This window comes from Paenibacillus sp. MAHUQ-63, assembly GCF_028765165.1.
GTDB lineage: Bacteria > Bacillota > Bacilli > Paenibacillales > NBRC-103111 > Paenibacillus_E.
Map to the genome: position 1 here is coordinate 226,842 of NZ_JARADB010000004.1, position 16,109 is coordinate 242,950.

At 44.3% G+C, this 16,109-nt stretch carries 21 protein-coding genes and 1 pseudogene; 12 read left to right on the plus strand and 10 right to left on the minus strand.

Annotated features, from left to right (window positions below):
• Nucleotides 1-4: 4 nt before the first annotated feature.
• Nucleotides 5-463: a Fur family transcriptional regulator gene (locus PUT07_RS24220; protein ID WP_274471218.1), complete on the plus strand. Its 459-nt coding sequence runs from the start codon at nucleotides 5-7 to the stop codon at nucleotides 461-463.
• A 363-nt stretch (nucleotides 464-826) separates the two neighbouring features.
• Entirely contained in the window at nucleotides 827-2,674 is a 1,848-nt protein-coding gene (gene abc-f / locus PUT07_RS24225) for a ribosomal protection-like ABC-F family protein (protein ID WP_274471219.1), read from the plus strand.
• A gap of 38 nt (nucleotides 2,675-2,712) precedes the next feature.
• On the opposite strand, the gene PUT07_RS24230 is transcribed toward abc-f, so the two are convergent.
• Entirely contained in the window at nucleotides 2,713-3,753 is a 1,041-nt protein-coding gene (locus PUT07_RS24230) for a polysaccharide deacetylase family protein (protein ID WP_274471220.1), read from the minus strand.
• Between the two features lie 91 nt (nucleotides 3,754-3,844).
• Here PUT07_RS24230 and PUT07_RS24235 point away from each other — a divergent pair, with 91 nt between their 5' ends.
• Entirely contained in the window at nucleotides 3,845-4,948 is a 1,104-nt protein-coding gene (locus PUT07_RS24235; protein ID WP_274471221.1) for a WD40/YVTN/BNR-like repeat-containing protein, read from the plus strand.
• Here PUT07_RS24235 and PUT07_RS24240 read toward each other — a convergent pair whose 3' ends face one another.
• On the minus strand, nucleotides 4,949-5,452 hold the full coding sequence (locus PUT07_RS24240) for a GNAT family N-acetyltransferase (protein ID WP_274471222.1): 504 nt from the start codon (nucleotides 5,450-5,452) through the stop codon (nucleotides 4,949-4,951).
• A 124-nt stretch (nucleotides 5,453-5,576) separates the two neighbouring features.
• Here PUT07_RS24240 and PUT07_RS24245 point away from each other — a divergent pair, with 124 nt between their 5' ends.
• Nucleotides 5,577-5,864 (plus strand): hypothetical protein, encoded by a 288-nt coding sequence (locus tag PUT07_RS24245; protein WP_274471224.1) that lies wholly within the window; start codon nucleotides 5,577-5,579, stop codon nucleotides 5,862-5,864.
• Nucleotides 5,865-5,934: 70 nt separating this feature from the next.
• Here PUT07_RS24245 and PUT07_RS24250 read toward each other — a convergent pair whose 3' ends face one another.
• Both PUT07_RS24250 and PUT07_RS24255 read right to left on the minus strand, forming a co-directional pair.
• The gene (locus PUT07_RS24250; RefSeq protein ID WP_274471225.1) at nucleotides 5,935-6,105 is read right to left on the minus strand and encodes a hypothetical protein; all 171 of its coding nucleotides are present in this window, start codon (nucleotides 6,103-6,105) and stop codon (nucleotides 5,935-5,937) included.
• A gap of 245 nt (nucleotides 6,106-6,350) precedes the next feature.
• Entirely contained in the window at nucleotides 6,351-6,926 is a 576-nt protein-coding gene (locus tag PUT07_RS24255; protein ID WP_274471226.1) for a TetR/AcrR family transcriptional regulator, read from the minus strand.
• Between PUT07_RS24255 and PUT07_RS24260 the strand changes: the two genes are divergently transcribed.
• Nucleotides 6,916-7,335: an SDR family oxidoreductase gene (locus tag PUT07_RS24260; protein WP_274471227.1), complete on the plus strand. Its 420-nt coding sequence runs from the start codon at nucleotides 6,916-6,918 to the stop codon at nucleotides 7,333-7,335. The genes PUT07_RS24255 and PUT07_RS24260 overlap by 11 nt on opposite strands.
• A 216-nt stretch (nucleotides 7,336-7,551) precedes the next feature.
• Here PUT07_RS24260 and PUT07_RS24265 read toward each other — a convergent pair whose 3' ends face one another.
• The 5 genes from PUT07_RS24265 to PUT07_RS24285 form a co-directional block, all read right to left on the minus strand.
• A complete protein-coding gene (locus tag PUT07_RS24265) occupies nucleotides 7,552-7,773 on the minus strand; it encodes a hypothetical protein (protein ID WP_274471228.1) in 222 nt (73 codons plus the stop codon).
• A gap of 135 nt (nucleotides 7,774-7,908) precedes the next feature.
• Nucleotides 7,909-8,235, minus strand: coding sequence for a hypothetical protein (locus PUT07_RS24270; RefSeq protein ID WP_274471229.1), 327 nt, complete (start codon nucleotides 8,233-8,235; stop codon nucleotides 7,909-7,911).
• A 171-nt stretch (nucleotides 8,236-8,406) separates the two neighbouring features.
• Nucleotides 8,407-8,649 carry a hypothetical protein gene (locus tag PUT07_RS24275; RefSeq protein ID WP_274471231.1) on the minus strand — a complete coding sequence of 81 codons (243 nt, stop codon included), beginning with the start codon at nucleotides 8,647-8,649 and terminating at the stop codon, nucleotides 8,407-8,409.
• Nucleotides 8,650-9,132: 483 nt separating this feature from the next.
• Entirely contained in the window at nucleotides 9,133-9,288 is a 156-nt protein-coding gene (locus PUT07_RS24280; protein ID WP_274471233.1) for a hypothetical protein, read from the minus strand.
• A 14-nt stretch (nucleotides 9,289-9,302) separates the two neighbouring features.
• Nucleotides 9,303-10,136, minus strand: coding sequence for an ATP-dependent DNA ligase (locus PUT07_RS24285; RefSeq protein WP_274471234.1), 834 nt, complete (start codon nucleotides 10,134-10,136; stop codon nucleotides 9,303-9,305).
• 282 nt (nucleotides 10,137-10,418) lie between these two features.
• Here PUT07_RS24285 and PUT07_RS24290 point away from each other — a divergent pair, with 282 nt between their 5' ends.
• The 3 genes from PUT07_RS24290 (at nucleotide 10,419) to PUT07_RS24300 (ending at nucleotide 12,555) form a co-directional block, all read left to right on the plus strand.
• A complete protein-coding gene (locus PUT07_RS24290) occupies nucleotides 10,419-10,604 on the plus strand; it encodes a hypothetical protein (protein ID WP_274471235.1) in 186 nt (61 codons plus the stop codon).
• 195 nt (nucleotides 10,605-10,799) lie between these two features.
• Nucleotides 10,800-11,783 carry a thermonuclease family protein gene (locus PUT07_RS24295; RefSeq protein ID WP_274471236.1) on the plus strand — a complete coding sequence of 328 codons (984 nt, stop codon included), beginning with the start codon at nucleotides 10,800-10,802 and terminating at the stop codon, nucleotides 11,781-11,783.
• 229 nt (nucleotides 11,784-12,012) lie between these two features.
• On the plus strand, nucleotides 12,013-12,555 hold the full coding sequence (locus PUT07_RS24300; RefSeq protein ID WP_274471237.1) for a hypothetical protein: 543 nt from the start codon (nucleotides 12,013-12,015) through the stop codon (nucleotides 12,553-12,555).
• 470 nt (nucleotides 12,556-13,025) lie between these two features.
• Here the strand turns inward: PUT07_RS24300 and PUT07_RS24305 are convergent, their stop codons facing one another.
• A complete protein-coding gene (locus PUT07_RS24305) occupies nucleotides 13,026-13,499 on the minus strand; it encodes a CBO0543 family protein (RefSeq protein ID WP_274471238.1) in 474 nt (157 codons plus the stop codon).
• Between the two features lie 192 nt (nucleotides 13,500-13,691).
• Between PUT07_RS24305 and PUT07_RS24310 the strand changes: the two genes are divergently transcribed.
• From PUT07_RS24310 to PUT07_RS35660, 4 genes and pseudogenes are all read left to right on the plus strand, one after another.
• Nucleotides 13,692-14,240, plus strand: coding sequence for a sigma-70 family RNA polymerase sigma factor (locus tag PUT07_RS24310; RefSeq protein ID WP_274471240.1), 549 nt, complete (start codon nucleotides 13,692-13,694; stop codon nucleotides 14,238-14,240).
• 147 nt (nucleotides 14,241-14,387) lie between these two features.
• Nucleotides 14,388-14,720 (plus strand): annotated as a pseudogene (locus PUT07_RS24315) (DNA modification methylase); the annotation flags it as partial.
• An 894-nt stretch (nucleotides 14,721-15,614) separates the two neighbouring features.
• The gene (locus PUT07_RS35655; RefSeq protein WP_379240627.1) at nucleotides 15,615-15,755 is read left to right on the plus strand and encodes an aspartyl-phosphate phosphatase Spo0E family protein; all 141 of its coding nucleotides are present in this window, start codon (nucleotides 15,615-15,617) and stop codon (nucleotides 15,753-15,755) included.
• A 101-nt stretch (nucleotides 15,756-15,856) separates the two neighbouring features.
• Entirely contained in the window at nucleotides 15,857-16,051 is a 195-nt protein-coding gene (locus PUT07_RS35660) for a DUF3973 domain-containing protein (RefSeq protein ID WP_379240500.1), read from the plus strand.
• Nucleotides 16,052-16,109: the final 58 nt, after the last annotated feature.

Genomic DNA, 16,109 nt, shown 5'->3' on the forward strand with positions numbered 1-16,109 from the left:
GGTAATGCAAGTGGGCACTCATACGCACACGATTGACGAGATGCTAAAGGCCATGGCCCAGCAAGGCTGGAGAATTACCGAGCAGCGCAGAAGTTTGGCGACATTATTCGCGGAATCCGGAAGTTATTTATCGCCGAAAGACGTTTATGAATACATGAAAGTCAAATATCCGGGTGTGAGTTTTGATACGGTTTATCGGAACCTTCGTTTGTTGAGTGAAATGGGCGTTCTTGAACAGTTTCATTTGGCAGATGGTTTGAAGTTCAAAGCCAGCTGTTTAAACCATCATCATCATCATATGATCTGTGTGAGCTGCGAGAAGACGGTGACTTTCGAATTTTGCCCGATGAAGATGGTCAAGGATTTGCCGGAGAGCTTTGAGATTCAGAGCCACCGTTTCGAAATATTCGGCTATTGTGCTGACTGCAAGAAGTCCGCGTCAACTGAGCCGCTACAACATTAAGAAGTCGTGGAACTTTAGGTTCCGCGGCTTTTTTAATTGGCAAAACGATAAAATGAATATAATCATTCGTTCCATTGCGATAAAGATCCGAGGTGTTATAATGGAACCATCATCTTGAAGAATTCGGAGGTATCCTTAGACGATGTGGATCATGTAGCCTAACTCTTCTGCTCTAACGAAAATATTCGTTTACAAGCAGACTCTACGTGCATTTGGGTAGAGCGAGTGGGATACGTATGTCTAAAGGATAAGACTCCATCCGGAGGCTTCTTTGCGCATACTTTATTCATGACTTGTTCTTCCTGACCGTAGGCTCTGGCTTACGGTTTTTTTGATTTGTTTAAAAAAAGGAGAGATGAGTCTATGACTTTACTTATAAAAGCAATGAATGTGAAGAAGGAGTTTGCCGGGAGGCTCTTATTTGAAGATGTGGGCTTTGAAGTGAGTGCCGGCGAACGAATAACGATTTATGGGCGCAACGGTGTGGGCAAAACGACTCTGCTTCGCGTACTGGCCGGCAAGCTGGAACCCGAGAAAGGAAACGTGGAACGGAGGCTGCCACTGGAGCAGTGGGGATGGATGGGCCAACTGTCGGAGGAGGATGAGGAGAAGATCACCCTTGTTTATGTGGAGGAGGGCAGTCCGGAGCATAGCGCGGCGAAACGCAGATTAAAGGAGCTGGAGACATGCATGCAGGATGTATCGGCTGCGGAAATGGAAGACGTGTTCGCTGCCTATGAAGAGGCGGCAGAGCGGTATATGCAGCTGGACGGCTACCGCTGGGAAGTTCAGGTGGAACGCAAGCTGCTGGAGCTCGGACTCGGCCGTGAGCTGTGGGAACAGCCGCTTGGCCAGTTGAGCGGCGGACAGAAGACGCGAGCTCAACTGGCTCGTCTGATGGTGCTGGAGCCGCAGCTGCTACTGCTCGACGAGCCGACGAATCATCTCGACGCGGCCTCGCTGGAATGGCTCGAGGCCTGGCTGCGCGCCTATCCAGGTACGGTCGTCTTCGTTTCGCATGACCGCCACTTCATGGACCGCGTGGCGACCTCTCTTGTTGAGCTGACGTCAACCGGCAGTCGTAAGTTCCGGGGCGGGTACACGGATTATACCCGCCAGAAAGAGCTGGAGCTGCGAACGCAGGAGCAGCTTTACAGGAAGCAGCAGCGCATGCGCGAGCAGCTGGAGGAGAGCATACGCACGTATCGGCAGTGGTTTCACAAAGGCGAGAAAAGTGCCAGCAAGGCGGAAGTGCCGATACAGCGCGTTTATTTCCAAGCCCGGGCGGGCACGCATGTTTCGCGAATGAACGCGAAAATGAAGGAGCTCGAGCGCTTGGAAGCGGACCGCGTGGAGAAGCCGCGGGAAGCGGCCCAGCTGAAAGTGAAGCTGGGGGCAAGTGAATTCGCGGCGCACTCCCTAGTGCGCCTGGAGCGGGTCGCTTTCGGTTACGGCGACCGCGAGCTGTTCGCTGAGCTGAACCTCAGCGTTGATCGTGGTGACCGTTTGGCCGTGCTCGGCCCGAACGGTACCGGCAAAACGACGCTGCTGAAGCTGCTCGTCGGCGAGCTGCAGCCCGCTGCCGGTCAGGTGCGGCAGCATCCGCAAGCGTCAATCGGTTACTTCTCGCAAGAGCTCGAGCATCTCGATGACGGAGTAACCTTGCTGGACAGCATGTTGGCGCTGCCAGGCATGACGCAAACCGAGGCCCGCACGATTCTGGGCTGCTTCCTCTTCTCCGGTGAGGAGGTACGCAAGCGCATCGGCGATCTGAGCATGGGCGAGCGCTGCCGGCTCGCCTTCCTCAAGCTGCTCTTCAGCGGCGCCAACTTGCTGGTGCTGGATGAGCCGACGAATTATTTGGATATCGATTCGCGGGAACGAATTGAACAGGCGCTGCTGAACTACACCGGCGCCATGGTCATTGTCTCGCACGACCGCTACTTCATTCGCAAGGTGGCGGCGAAGCTCCTGTGGCTAGATGCGGAGCGCAGCCCGACGTTCTTCGACGGCACTTACGATGAGTATGCGGAAGCGAGTCAGCGAAGTGAACGCACGCCGGAGCAGCTTGCGCGGGCGAACGAAAGGCGGCAGCTGGAACTGACGCTCGCTCAGCTAATAAGTGAGGGCGAATGGAGCGCTGAGCAGGCAGCCGCTCAATTGCAGCAAATCCGAGTGATCAAGTCCAAGCTCGCGGAGCTGCAAGAATAAGCAAATAAGCCGGGGCGTACCAAGGGTACGCTTCCGGCTTATTTGCTTTTGGCTACATGCAGCAGCTCAGGCACGGTGACGAACGTGTAGCCGGCTGCTTTGAGCTTGGCGATCATTGGGGCGATGGCCTGCACGGTACCCGACAAATCCTGACTCTCCGCTCCTCCGGAGTGCTGCAGGATAATCGAACCCGGCTTCGTTTGCTGCATGATGTTCTGCAGCACCTGATCGGCATTCAGCGACTTCCAATCGAGTGAATCGACATTCCAATTCACGATCAAATAATGATGATCAGCCACCCATCTGACTTGCTCCTCATTGATAGCGCCGTAGGGCGGACGAATTAATTTGGGGGCATAGCCGATGAGGCCCTGCAGTACATTCTCGGTATTCATAATTTGGCCTTGAAACTTGTCCACGGAGAGTGTCGGCAAATTGGCATGGCTGTAGGAGTGATTGCCAATGACATGGCCTTCCCGGGCTATGCGTCTCACGACATCCGGATGAGTGTTGGCTTGGGACCCCAGAACAAAAAATGTCGCTTTCACTTGGCTTGCTTTCAGCGCATCGAGCACCTTGGGAGTGAAACGGGTATCCGGTCCGTCATCGAAAGTAAGGGCAACCTTCTTCTCTTGGCTGGAGCCGCGCAGTTTGAAGGTGTCCGGGTATTTCGCAACCAATTGTGAAAGGGTCAGCTTTTTCTGAGATATGCGGACTTGGCCTTGATTTTTTTGGACGGGTACAGACGGTTTCTTGGATGATTCGGGATGCGCTGATTTCTTAGATACTTTGGGCGTCGGACTTGGTGTAGCTGCCGTCGGCGCTGATTTTGGCAAGGCTGTTGCCGCAGGTGAAAGTGTTAATGTCGGTATAAGTGTTGGCACGGGTGTTTCTGATGGACTTGCCGGCGGTTCTGTGTCAAAGACGCTTTCATCGTTGCTTGACGATGCAGATAGCTCTTGATCATCTGCATGTGTGTGCTGTACAGAATGCTGATCGTGATATGGCTTGCTTTTGGGCACAGCGCAGCCGGCCGTTAGCAGGCATGCGATGGCAGCAGACCAAACCCATTTGGTCATGGCAATTCCCCTCCGAGCATTGTGAATATGCTCTATTTTCTGTTAAGAAGGGGCATCCTATCCTGTGAAATAAAGGAAAGCTAGGCTTGGCATGAACTATTTCGTGCCGCCGACCGTCATTACATATACCAAAAGCCGACAGGAAAGGGGTGAGGATATGATTACGCTGTTGAACAACAGAAAGCTGGTGATTATGATCATCGTGTTACTGTGTGCAGGCTGCTTTCATGAAACATCCTCAACACCTTCACCAGGCGGCAAGAAATCGCTGCAAGACAAACAAGCAACGGAGTTTGCGGTCGTTCCAGGAGAAACCATACAAATTCATGATAAAAACGGATCACAAAGAACCGCTACAAGCGCTCCAGCTAAAGGAATTGTTTTCGTTGATGAACTCCATGGTTACGGATGGGGTTCTCCGGAAAATGGGACATCGCCGTTCATGCGGACGAGCGATGGCGGAATGAATTGGTTGCATGAGCGTGGGGTGCCGGATGCAAAGTCAACGGCGTCGATTAGTTTTCTGGACGCGCGAATCGGTTGGATGCTCACCAGCGAGTTCGCGGGTATGCAATCGGAACTTCGTTTAACGGCCGACGGCGGCCGGACTTGGGAAGTGATCGCTAAGAATTTGCCGGGTTTAGAGGGAAGTACAAATACGGCATTTTTTCGTTTTTTTGATCGTCAGAAGGGATTGATTGCTGTACAGAGCGATAAAGGGGTTGTGTTGCTCCGTACCCAAGATGGAGGAATTACTTGGCTGGCGTCAAATCGCATTGCGCTCCCCGGAGAGGGTTTGATGACGTTCCTTTCACCCAATGAGGGGTGGTTGATTAGTAAGCGCAAAGAGTTGGCGACGCTTTATCATATGCGGGATGGAGAAACGTGGGAGGAAGCGGGGGGAATCTCCACAGCTTTGGCCCCACAGGCCATCTCGTTCGCAGATGCCGAACACGGATTCATGATCCTGCAATCGAATCTGGTGAGCCCTGAGAAGCCGTGGGAGAGGCTGCTGCTTCGTACGGTGGATGGCGGCATAACGTGGAGCCAGCATGCTTTCCCCGCCGCGTTCCTTCCGGCCGATGCCGGTGTGCAGCTCAATTTTCTTACCTCTTCGATCGGATGGCTCTGGGATGCAAAGCATGTGTGGCGATCGAAAGACGGAGGTTTGAGCTGGCAGATGCTCGAGCCTTAACTAAGAAATGATTTTCTGATAGGTGACAATATCGAGAAACTTGCCCCATTTGAAGCCGACCTCGCGGAAATGCGCGCATTGACTATAGCCATTCTTGGAGAACATATGAATACTCGGCTTGTTTTCCGCGCAAATTGTTGAGATGAGAGAGTGGAAGCCGTGCTCCTTGGCAAATGCTTCAATAAACTGGATGGCGGCTGAGCCGACACCTCTGCCAACGCAAGACGGCTGCAAATAAATGGTTACTTCGCCGGTAGTCGAATAAGCTTGCTTTTTCTTATGCGGCATCACTTGCACGTAACCTTGCAGCTCGTCGTCGTCGTCCAAAGTAATGACGTAGGTTTGAAACCGAGGATTTGTGTGGACAACGCTTTCCGTGAATTCGCTAAGCTCAACGGGTTCGGTGTGGAATGAAGCGGTGGAGTTCATCACGAAATAGTTATATATGTCCATTAAGGCAGGAATATCGGAAGATTCCAACGGTTTAAAATGAATGGTAGACATGATAGACTCCTTCTCTTTGGATTTCAAATAGACATCTAGCGGCTTTCCATGTATCTTAAATATAATATCTTAGTATGAATAGAAGATAAAGTGTGATGAAGCACAGGAAATTAGGGGGAGTCGCATGTCGGGCAATTCAAGCTACATCCTGGTAATCGTCGTCGGCATTATTTTACTCGCGGGACTCACATTCATGAATCTACGCAAAATTAGCAAATCTACTGCCGATTTGACACAACTGAAAAGAAGAACGCTGCTATGGAGCGAAATCTCACTCGCGCTGTTCGTCATGCAGTTCTTTTTCCGCGATCGGCAGGGTGGTTTCCTGATCTTCTTCGGGATTCTGACGCTCTTCACAGGCGCTCACTATCTCGGGGTTTTGTATTATTCGAAGAAAAGAAAAAATGATTAAGCGAAGAGACTTCCTCTCTCAGCGGTTCGTTCATTCGAATGCTGGACGGAAGTCTCTTTTGTATTTGGGCTTAGTCGTTGTTCCAACTGGTTGGTTGTGTTTTGGGCGCTCTTAGCTTGTGGTACCATTTTCTCTTCTTCTTCTGTTCAAGTAAAGTCTTCAGCTGGATCATAAGAAGTTTGGCTCTGTCCTCGTCGGCGTATTTGCCGCGCAGGCGTTCATAAATCGTAGGATCTTGCATCGGAATTTCATACCTTCTTTTCTGACTGTAAGATGAATGTGAATAAAAAAAAGGGGAATGTATGTTCTTGTCTGCTAGTATAACACACTTAACAATGAGATGCGAATAAAAATATTCCTGTTTTCGGTAAGCGCTTGGATCCGTCCCTTGGGATTATGCAAGATATTGGATTTCGCGTAGTGTATCAAAGAAATACCTCAAGCATTAGCGGCGTCGTACTGCGGCAGCGCAATCGTTAATAATGCTTACTCAGGATAAATTTGATTCTTCTCAAATAAATTCCGAACCTGATCGGCCATAAATTGTGTGGAATGCGGCATTTGATGACGGATCCACCACTCCACAATGCCAATGAAAGCGGAGGCCATGAATTGAGCTTTTAACTCACTGTGGACATCGGGCTTGTTGTCGTGTCTTTTCATTTTCATCATCAGGTTGACGGAGATAAAATTGAGCAATTGTTCCCGGAACAGAAAGACTCTTTGATTGGAAAACATAGCAGAGAAAAATGGGGAATTGTCGCGAAAAAAATCAAAAACCGGTTTGGGGTCATGGACCATCCCTTGACTAACCGTATCAGTCTCCCGATTCTTGCACAATGAGATCAACTCATTGATGTGATCTTCAATACATGTGTCCAAGAGGTCATATTTGTCTTTGTAATGCAGATAAACGGTGCCGCGGTTCACATTGGCACGCTCGGCGATCTCATTGATGGTGATTTGCTCAAAATCCTTTTCCGAAAAAAGCGCTAGAAACGCCTTCGTAATAGATTGCTTGGTTCTCAGAATGCGGCGGTCGGTTTTAACAATGCTGTCCATTCCTTCAATACCCATCAAAGGCGTTCTATACGGCATCGCCGCGGTACTGCCAACCATGCGGGAGCAGCAGTCCGGTCACATCATTAACCTGTCCTCTACATCGGGTTATCAGGTGTCACCGACATCCGCCGTATACGCGGCCACCAAATTCGCAGTTAGAGCCATCTCGGAAGGATTGCGTCTGGAAGAGTCTGCGACCTCGGGTATCCGATCTACTGTGATTGCTCCAGGTTTGACGAACACCGAACTTTTTGACAGCATAACCAGCCCGGAAGTGCAGACAATAGCCAGTCAGCTAAGCGGCAAAGGGATTTCTCCTTTCAGTATAGCTAGAGCTATCGCGTTTGCTATTAATGAACCTGATGACACGTTAATCAGCGAGATTATGGTTAGGCCGGCTGCTTTGTAAGTATTTATAAAACAAAACAGAAGAGTGTAAATGCCTAAAGAGTCGCGTAATGCGGCTCTTTTGTAAGTGATGAGAAGTCTTTTGGCAAGTGTGCAAGCGATCTCTAAAGGACTTTTAAAATCATGTGAAGAATAGAAATATTTGTAACTATAAATTGAACGAGGTGGTTTGGTGGAATTAATTGTGATGGTTATCATTATGTTTGTTATTTTTTCTTTAATCGGTATGTACAGCAAGGATAAACGCAGAAGAAGTCATTATAGCCATCATCACAATGATAGCTCCAATTTCCTTCAGAATTCTTCGGATGACTCGAACCGACATCAACAACAACATCATCATAACCAACATCATAACCATCATGATCATAACCATCATCATAACCATCATCATAACCATCATGATCATAACCATCACAGCAGCCCCCATGATCATCATGGCAATGATTCCTCCAGTGGAGGCGGGGGCGGGAGTGACAGCGGGAGCAGCAGCAGCGATTAAACATGTGAGCCAATCTGGCTCTCTTTTCTATTTGATTTGTGGAAAGTTCAATCTAACGGCCATTTTCAACAATTAATTACCATCCAAATCCGCGCGGCATGTCTCTGGTGTTGTATCTACCTTAATACGGTCATTGATATCTTTAACTTCATCAGTAATTGCTAAAGTATCCTTCGTTGTATGCTGATTAAGCTCATTGGTTATATCCATAGATGTTTGCTTGTCCGATTGAGTCATCTTGTTCACATCTCCGACCTTTTGATATTTGGCATAAAACCGTTGAAAACCTTTTAGCTGCTGACCAGCTATTTGTCCAATTTTCTGATACCGCCACCAAGAGACTGCATTGCATGTAGCGAGATTTCTATATCTGGCTGTAAAGGTATTACTGTTTGCCATCTTGGTGTAGTCCTATCGTGTGGAGTGAACGGGATTCTTATGTATTTAAAATATTGCACTGTAATAGCTAACACTAAAGCGAACAGTGAAAAAACTTGGCTGCAAGTATGGTGCTGCTTGAGTGAATAATGGAAAGGAGACGTACGACATATTCGCACGCCTCCGTATAAACTATTTGTGATTATATCCTCCTTGCCAGTTACCATGATGCCCTTGGTGGTAGTGACCATGCGAGCCTCCGCCATGGTGGCCATGCCACTGACCACCGTGCCAACCGTGATATGGGTAGTGGTGCGGGTGGTATTGCGGATATGGAATGGGATAAATGATAACTGGCTGATGGTGCATATGCGGATGATACATGTGCGGATGTTGATGATAAGGATTATAATTATAGCTTTGGTTGTAACTCATTGAATAATCTCCTCCTAATTCTGATACATCAACCTATGCGGAGTTTTTATAATCGGATGCTTGACTTTAACTCTTTGGGCGTGGCAATTCGAAAAGCCTATTGTTTCAGTTGTTCGGAAATATGAAGCCTTTTGGCGGACGTTATCCTGGTATGGAATAAGGCTAAATAGCAAATCGCCAAACATTTTGTGTTTGACGATTCTCTTAAAGATATTACATACTGCTTGTCCAAGGGGACATATGATTGGATATTGAAAATGAAAAGACCAATTTTACTCTATAACTTCGGAGCAATATGCAAAAACTTTTGACATGACATCTCTTTCATATTCATTTTTTACATAAAAGCAGTGACGTTTCCAATCTAGAAGTCGGAGAGCTCCGTCAATATCACCAGCCATTGTATCATTAAACGCGGCCTCAACCTGTTCCATAGAAGGTACTCGTTGATGTTTACGGTAAAAACCAATAATTTTTGACAATTCACTGCTCTTGAACTTCATCGATTAAAAAGTATGCCTCCATATTTCTGTCAAAAACAACGATTTGGTCATTTATATCATAATCCATATCATTCACTTCTAAATGACTCAACGTTTTTTCTTCGCTTGTCTCCTTATGTCTAACTCTGTATTCCATAAATGTCACCACCCCTAAATGATAAATTCCTCAAAAACTGGAAGCCGCATGGTACCAGAGCTATACCAATCCCTGAATTTAACCTTGCACCTCACCACTGGCTTGATAAAAACGTATTCTTTGCTCTCACCGCATTTAAAAGAATGAAATATGGGCATCATGGATTCCCGGGCAGACTGGGTTATTCCAAGCTCCATGGTGCCGATCTGGCGAATACGTTCACTCTCTGGATAGCCGAGCAGCCATGAACTTTCTTTCTTGCTGTAACCGGTTATGTATACCACTTCTTTTTGGTAGTTAATAACCTTCTGCCATGACCAGGATCGTACGCCCTTCTCATATTTCGAGTCTTTTTTCTTTATCACAATACCTTCAAGTCCATGCTGACATACGATTTTGAAAAATTCCTTTGCACTTCCTTTAATGGGCCGAACAATTCTATAATGTTCCGTCTCTTGAAGTGTCTCTTCAAGCAGCTGCTTGCGCCGAATTAATGGTAATCCAGTTACGTCTATGCCTCGGTGGTATAGAATGTCAAAAGCCATGAATACAACTGGTTTGCGCTTCTTGCTCGACCGGAAGCCTGAATTTGTTGCTTCGAAGTCCGCTCTTCCATGTTCATCCAGTACAACAATCTCTCCATCGAGAATAGTCCCTTTAGGAATCGGCGGATGATGGAGCTCCGGATATTTTGCAGTTGCATTCGTGTTCTTTGTGTAAAGGTTAAACTCATCCATATTCGATACAATCAATCGAATGCCATCCCACTTCAATTCGGCGAAAGTGGAACTACCATCAAACGGATCGTTGTTCTTGGCATATTGGAGAAGCATTGGAGGAATAAACATTTTCTTCATCACCTAAAATAATGGTACCACCCCAGAACTAATTGTGACTATTGGGATTTAAAGGGAAGTCTTTTGCGCCAACAATGATCGATTCCAGAACAATTATTGATAAAACAATCGTTGATAGGGTAAGAAGAGAATACGAGGGAGTTGTATTTCAAACAGAAATAAAGCGAAGAAATAGAATCAAGGAGTTTTCTATTACAGGCATACAGGAATACAGTAATACGGATACATCGGCACTTAGGAATTATAGAAATTTTGTCGAGGAGCTGGAGCGGCGTGTCCAAGCGTGATGCGATTGATCAGTTATTAGGAAAACGGTGTAGTCAAGGAATACAGGAAACTGTAAATACAGGAATACAGAAACCTGTGAATAAGAAAAAAGCAACATTTGATTTCAACGATCACGGTCGAATAGGCCTGTGGGGATTTGTTCATTTTAGCGGACACCGGGCGCAATCTTAATGCTCTTTCTAAAACCAATCCCCATAAGTTACTCCTCCGATATTTATTAATGATATATAAAAGTTAGTAAACCAATGCAGGGTACGATGAGCATATTATACCATCGTACTAGGTCTAAAGATACAAAATATTACTTTAAAGGTCGAATTTAGTATGATAGAATGTACATCTAATACAAAATAGGTGGGGGCTTCCATGTCACAACAGAAATGGTATCAAACAACTTGGTTTTTAGTTTTATTATGCTTAATTGCACCATACATCGGAATTTTCATTCTGATGAAGAGAACAAAGAACAAACTCCTTCTTGGCTGTGTAACTGTCTGGGCCTTAATTATTATCATTAGTACTTTTACTAATAAGAAAGAGGAGATTAAGCCTTTAACTGCAAGTACTACAGTCCTGGAGTCATCTGATGCGAAAAAGAAAGATGAATTAATAGCAAAGCAAGCTGCAGAAATTGCAGCCTTAAAAAAAGCTAAAGAGAGTCCTGCTACACAAGCAGCAACTACTATACAGCCAGCCGCCTCCCCAGCAGCAGAAACGAATAAATACATAACTGCAAAAGTGACAAAGGTTGTAGATGGAGACACAATTGATGTATTGATTGGGGACAAAAAGGAAACAGTTCGTTTTGTCCTAGTAGATACACCTGAAACTAAGCATCCCTCTAAACCAGTGGAACCTTTTGGTCCGGAGGCATCCAAGTTTACAACCGAATTACTTGATGGTAGAGAGGTTAAGCTTGAGAAAGATGTTTCAGAACGTGATACTTTTGGCCGTTTGCTAATGTATGTTTGGCTAGATGATAAGATGGTAAATGAGTTGCTTTTAGAGAAAGGATTAGCTCGAGTAGCAGTTTATCAACCAGATGTGAAGTACATAGACCACTTTAGGGAGATTCAAAAAAAAGCACAGCAAGCAGGGATTGGTATATGGAGTATAGAAAACTACGCCAAAGATGATGGATATCACCCAGAAGTAGTTAAGAAAGCAGAAGAACCTGTGAAGGAAGCACCAAAAGAAACACAGCTTACAAAAGCACCAGCAACTAACTCAAATGTGAGTTATCCTAACTGCTCCGCAGTTAAAGCGGCAGGCAAAGCCCCACTTCATCGCGGTGACCCTGGGTACAGCAGTAAGTTAGACCGAGATAATGACGGCGTGGCATGTGAATAGGATAGCAACATAAAAGGGGAATATTGTATGGGGAAATTTTCGAAATTTATATTAAGTTTAATCATTACAACATTGCTAGTATCTCCTTCTAAGTCTTTTGCTGCTGAGGAACCAGTAAGTGTTTTCGTCAATGGAGTTCAAATGAATTTCAATCAATTGCCGATTTATAGGTGAAAGTTGCAATGGGGTTGTAACGTGGGATGAGAAAACAAATCGAGTAAACATTGTCATGGATAAAATTATTACACTTACAGACCCTTTTAAAGAATATCTCTGGGGTACTTCTATTGAAACAATAAAATCCAAAAACAGTCATTTAGAAATGTTAGTAGATTTTGATTATGTTGTAGGTTACGAAAATTATTCATTGTTTGATTTACCTGCAACTGTTTATTATCACTTTAAAGATGGAAAGCTCTGGCAGATTGCTTATAGGATTACTGACAAGGAATCGTCTTTTGAGTACTTTACAAAATTAAGACAAGAATTAAGTCAAGCTTATGGCAATCCTAAGTCAGAAGGATCTGCATTTACGAGTGAGAAAGCAGGTCAGGCAATCAGCGAACAATTAAAAGGAAAGAGTAAGGATGAAGCTAATCAAATTATTTACAGTGGAATAACTAATGGTGATATGTTTATAGGGGCAGATTGGGTAAGAGATGATTATACAGTTAATATGATGCTTAGTAATAGTGGGACAACTAAGAAGAATAAAACATTCATAGATATTTCAATTCGTAAGAATGGCATAGAATTTACTGGTTCTAAATAAATAAAAAGCCGCGAAAAGTGCGGCTTTTTTTCATTCTTTATATCACCATAAACTCACAATTCTGCTTCAAAAAATACCCTCCAGCCATTTTCACACATATCTCACAATGAGATTCAATGACCCCACCTTCAAATATCTGTTCAAGGATCCCTTTAGTATTTCTTTGGTTAATGAAAGTTACCTTTTGGTGAATTTTCGTAAAGATCTGCTTCAACTTGAATCTTTTCAGACAATGTTTTATCCGTGACAAATTCTAACCCAATAATAGAGCTAGGCAGCATCTAAACAATGATCGTAAATCCAGTTAGTTCACCATTATAAAAAATATTAAAATGAATCTCTTCTTCATCGCGTTTTCTGAGTTCGTTAATAACTGAACTGACAGTATTAATCTCGGTTTCCCCGAACCCACTTTCAATCAACGAACCTATGTTTTTTAGACCATGAACAGCGTCAAAATGAATACTTAGTTACTTGTACATTTCTTTTATTTTTTTGAAAAACCAGAGATAGAACCAATATGAAATTAAAAGTGTGAAGGTTATAGAGATGAAACTCAAATACCATGTCCAATTTACATATTTAATTAATTCTGTGTGCTTTTCTAGAACGACTTCAATTATTGTTATCACCGTTGGGAAGCTTAATGTGTATATGGATTTAACTAACCATGACTTTTGTTTAGGGAAATGCACATTAAAAATAGCGCTCACAGCAGGGAAGATAAAAAACTCAAATGTAAAACTTGCTTTGTAGGCCATTTCTAGAATACCGACTGGGTATTCGATTAGCCCACCTTGAACAACTAAGGCTCCAAATAACCAGGTTGGTACTTGCATAAATAAAAAACTTAGAATTGCTTGTAGCAGGGTTTTCCGGTTAATAAATATTATCAGTAGAATAGCAGTAACGATCCATGCAGACCAAAGTATTATCATATCCATGAGAATGACCATCCATATTTTTAATACATTCATTATTATCCGAAATACAAAACTTTAATCCAGCACATTGAGGGACATAAAGAGTAGGCACAGTTTTAAAATAAAAAGATCCCCCGACTCCTAGCCAGAATCACGGGAGATCAAACATATGTTCCTGTCACTTATATTAACACACTATGGAGGTGTGAGGGAATGGGACGTAATGATTTATCTGATGCTTACAAACAAACGGCCGCCATGCTGAGAAAGTTATCTGCAGAGAAAACAAATAAGATTAAAGAAATTGAGCAGCAAGAGGATATTCTTATTAAACAAGATGAGCTTTCAATACTACAGGCTGACAGGCGGGTAATTAATGAAATGGTATCTGATTGTGAGTGGACGATCGAGTGGCTAGAGACTTGGCGTCAGCCCGATAATAAAAGAGGGATTGAGCGGCGAGCAGCGTATCAGCGTGAGAAGTTAATGGATCCAGTCCCAATGCAGGCTTACATCACGCAGAGTTCTGCAGGCAGTCCGGCCAACCTTTCTAACTGGCAGAGGTTTCAGATTGAGGATGCGTTATCTAGGTTAAGCGAACGGGAAAGAGAGTGCTATGTGCTAGCTCATGGGGAGTGCTTCTCGTTCAGTGAGATTGCTGGGATGATTGGAATTAGTAAGGGAAGTGTGGAGGTTTATGTGACACGGGCTCAGAAGAAAATTTCAGACGATTTAAATAACAGCCTATTCCTTGTGGGATAGGCTGTTATTTATTCCATTGGTCCGCAGTGATATGACAATCGTTAAGGGTGAGAAGCGCTGGTGAGCAGCTAAGGAGGCAGGATTCACTGAACTTACCTGTGTCATTGTAGAATCAAGCGATGAAGAGGCTAAGCTCCCAAGCTTGCAGATGTTCAGAAGCTCATGGATGGCGTCAAAGCGGCGCTTGTTGTTACTGACCCGCCGTATAATGTGGCGGTGGAAAGTGACTCGGTCTAGTTGTCCGCAGATGGTCGAGGTACAATTATGAATGACGATATGCCCGCTGAGGAGTTTGCGGGCTTTATAAATTCTGTATTTAATTGCTATGCCTCAGTTATGGACCCGAAGGCAGCTATCTATGTGTTCCATCCTTCTTCCTATCAAAGGGAGTTTGAAAACGCGATGAATGCGGCCGGCATCGTTGTTAGGTCCCAATGTATTTGGTCAAAGAACGCTGCTTCCTTTGGTTGGTCACAGTATCATGAGTGGACAGGGATAGAGCCAATTCTTTTAGTTCGAGCAGAAGCTGCATAATTTTCGTGCTAATCATTGGATTAACGGGTAGAGTGTGCTGACAACTGGGGCTGTATGGGTGTTTTAAGATATACCGTCGGATTCCATCGACCGGCTATGAGCTATATTTGAAGCGAAACGACTATGTAAACAACATATGGAATAATGGATAAATAAATAATAAAAATGCCGGGGAGCCCCCGGCATTCATTTATCCGATAACTACAAACGAAGAGACACCGGCGGGTACGAACCGGACCCGGAATAATGTTCCGTCGTTTCTGAAAATTCGGAGGATAAAAGGCCTGTTGGTCGGTGTGCGAACGGCAAAGAAAACCGCTGTGCCAAAACGATCGAAATTGACCGCTTGAACGAAAGTTCCATTCGTACGCCGGAGTACTGCAAAAAATCCGGTCGTATTAAAAGGTACTCCATTGAAGTTAGCCCAAATGACTGTAAACCGGGTGAGAGTTTGAGTAGGTTTCACAGAGCGGAATCTCGTGAGAGGCACTTTTTTGTAATTCCCCTTCAATGTTTGGGGAGGACGTATTGCCATTTTGAATCAACCCCTTCGTTATGATTAGATATTTAATGCAAGTAGGGGAGATTAGGACAGTGCGAATGCCTATTAAATTTAGCGGTCTTTTTTATTCTTAATCAATGCAAAAAAAAGGAGGATTCGCTAACGTCCTCCTCTGCCACCGGACAAAAGTCTGCTGCAAACGGCTCCCTTTTTCCTATGAAATATGCTTCTTTGATTTTGGTGATTTTGGAAAAATAAAGGTTGTCATAGTGAGGGACTAATAGTAAAATAGTCCCAAAATCAACAAGAAGGGGCAAATTGATTTGGACCTTGCTAGCTTGACAGAAGAAATTGAGACACTTAGACAACAATTGGTTCATATGTATTTGGAGGGTATCTCAATGAATAGTGATGTAATCGTATGCAAGTCACAGGAGCTCGATATACTATTAAATGAGTTTCATAGTAGATTTAAATAAACAAATTCTATAAAAATTTGATTAAGTGTTCTTAGTACTATTTTCGTTCGCATACACTTCTGTCTATAATACATGTAGACAAAGGAGGGCGATTTATAACTATGAATTGCTATTTCTGTGTTCAATGTAAACAAATTCATATTAATAATTATTCCGATCAAGAGATGATCTTTAAATCGGGCTTCCACTACGTGAATTCAAATTTATATTATGCTGGCTTTTGTAATAATCAAATTACCTTTTCTGTCCATACCATACAAGAACAATTGAGAAGCAACTCATTCCATTCGGGGTGAGTTTTTTTATTTAAAAAAGAAGGCCGCGCAAACGTCCTTCTCCCACATTGGAACACTC

Coding starts and splice junctions, on each gene's coding strand:
- PUT07_RS24220 (WP_274471218.1), top strand. CDS start 5: ATGCAAGTGGGCACTCATACGCACACGATTGACGAGATGCTAAAGGCC.
- abc-f (WP_274471219.1), top strand. CDS start 827: ATGACTTTACTTATAAAAGCAATGAATGTGAAGAAGGAGTTTGCCGGG.
- PUT07_RS24230 (WP_274471220.1), bottom strand. CDS start 3,753: ATGACCAAATGGGTTTGGTCTGCTGCCATCGCATGCCTGCTAACGGCC.
- PUT07_RS24235 (WP_274471221.1), top strand. CDS start 3,845: ATGAACTATTTCGTGCCGCCGACCGTCATTACATATACCAAAAGCCGA.
- PUT07_RS24240 (WP_274471222.1), bottom strand. CDS start 5,452: ATGTCTACCATTCATTTTAAACCGTTGGAATCTTCCGATATTCCTGCC.
- PUT07_RS24245 (WP_274471224.1), top strand. CDS start 5,577: ATGTCGGGCAATTCAAGCTACATCCTGGTAATCGTCGTCGGCATTATT.
- PUT07_RS24250 (WP_274471225.1), bottom strand. CDS start 6,105: ATGCAAGATCCTACGATTTATGAACGCCTGCGCGGCAAATACGCCGAC.
- PUT07_RS24260 (WP_274471227.1), top strand. CDS start 6,916: ATGCTGTCCATTCCTTCAATACCCATCAAAGGCGTTCTATACGGCATC.
- PUT07_RS24255 (WP_274471226.1), bottom strand. CDS start 6,926: ATGGACAGCATTGTTAAAACCGACCGCCGCATTCTGAGAACCAAGCAA.
- PUT07_RS24265 (WP_274471228.1), bottom strand. CDS start 7,773: ATGATGATCATGGGGGCTGCTGTGATGGTTATGATCATGATGGTTATG.
- PUT07_RS24270 (WP_274471229.1), bottom strand. CDS start 8,235: ATGGCAAACAGTAATACCTTTACAGCCAGATATAGAAATCTCGCTACA.
- PUT07_RS24275 (WP_274471231.1), bottom strand. CDS start 8,649: ATGAGTTACAACCAAAGCTATAATTATAATCCTTATCATCAACATCCG.
- PUT07_RS24280 (WP_274471233.1), bottom strand. CDS start 9,288: ATGGAATACAGAGTTAGACATAAGGAGACAAGCGAAGAAAAAACGTTG.
- PUT07_RS24285 (WP_274471234.1), bottom strand. CDS start 10,136: ATGTTTATTCCTCCAATGCTTCTCCAATATGCCAAGAACAACGATCCG.
- PUT07_RS24295 (WP_274471236.1), top strand. CDS start 10,800: ATGTCACAACAGAAATGGTATCAAACAACTTGGTTTTTAGTTTTATTA.
- PUT07_RS24300 (WP_274471237.1), top strand. CDS start 12,013: ATGGATAAAATTATTACACTTACAGACCCTTTTAAAGAATATCTCTGG.
- PUT07_RS24305 (WP_274471238.1), bottom strand. CDS start 13,499: ATGGATATGATAATACTTTGGTCTGCATGGATCGTTACTGCTATTCTA.
- PUT07_RS24310 (WP_274471240.1), top strand. CDS start 13,692: ATGGGACGTAATGATTTATCTGATGCTTACAAACAAACGGCCGCCATG.
- PUT07_RS35660 (WP_379240500.1), top strand. CDS start 15,857: ATGAATTGCTATTTCTGTGTTCAATGTAAACAAATTCATATTAATAAT.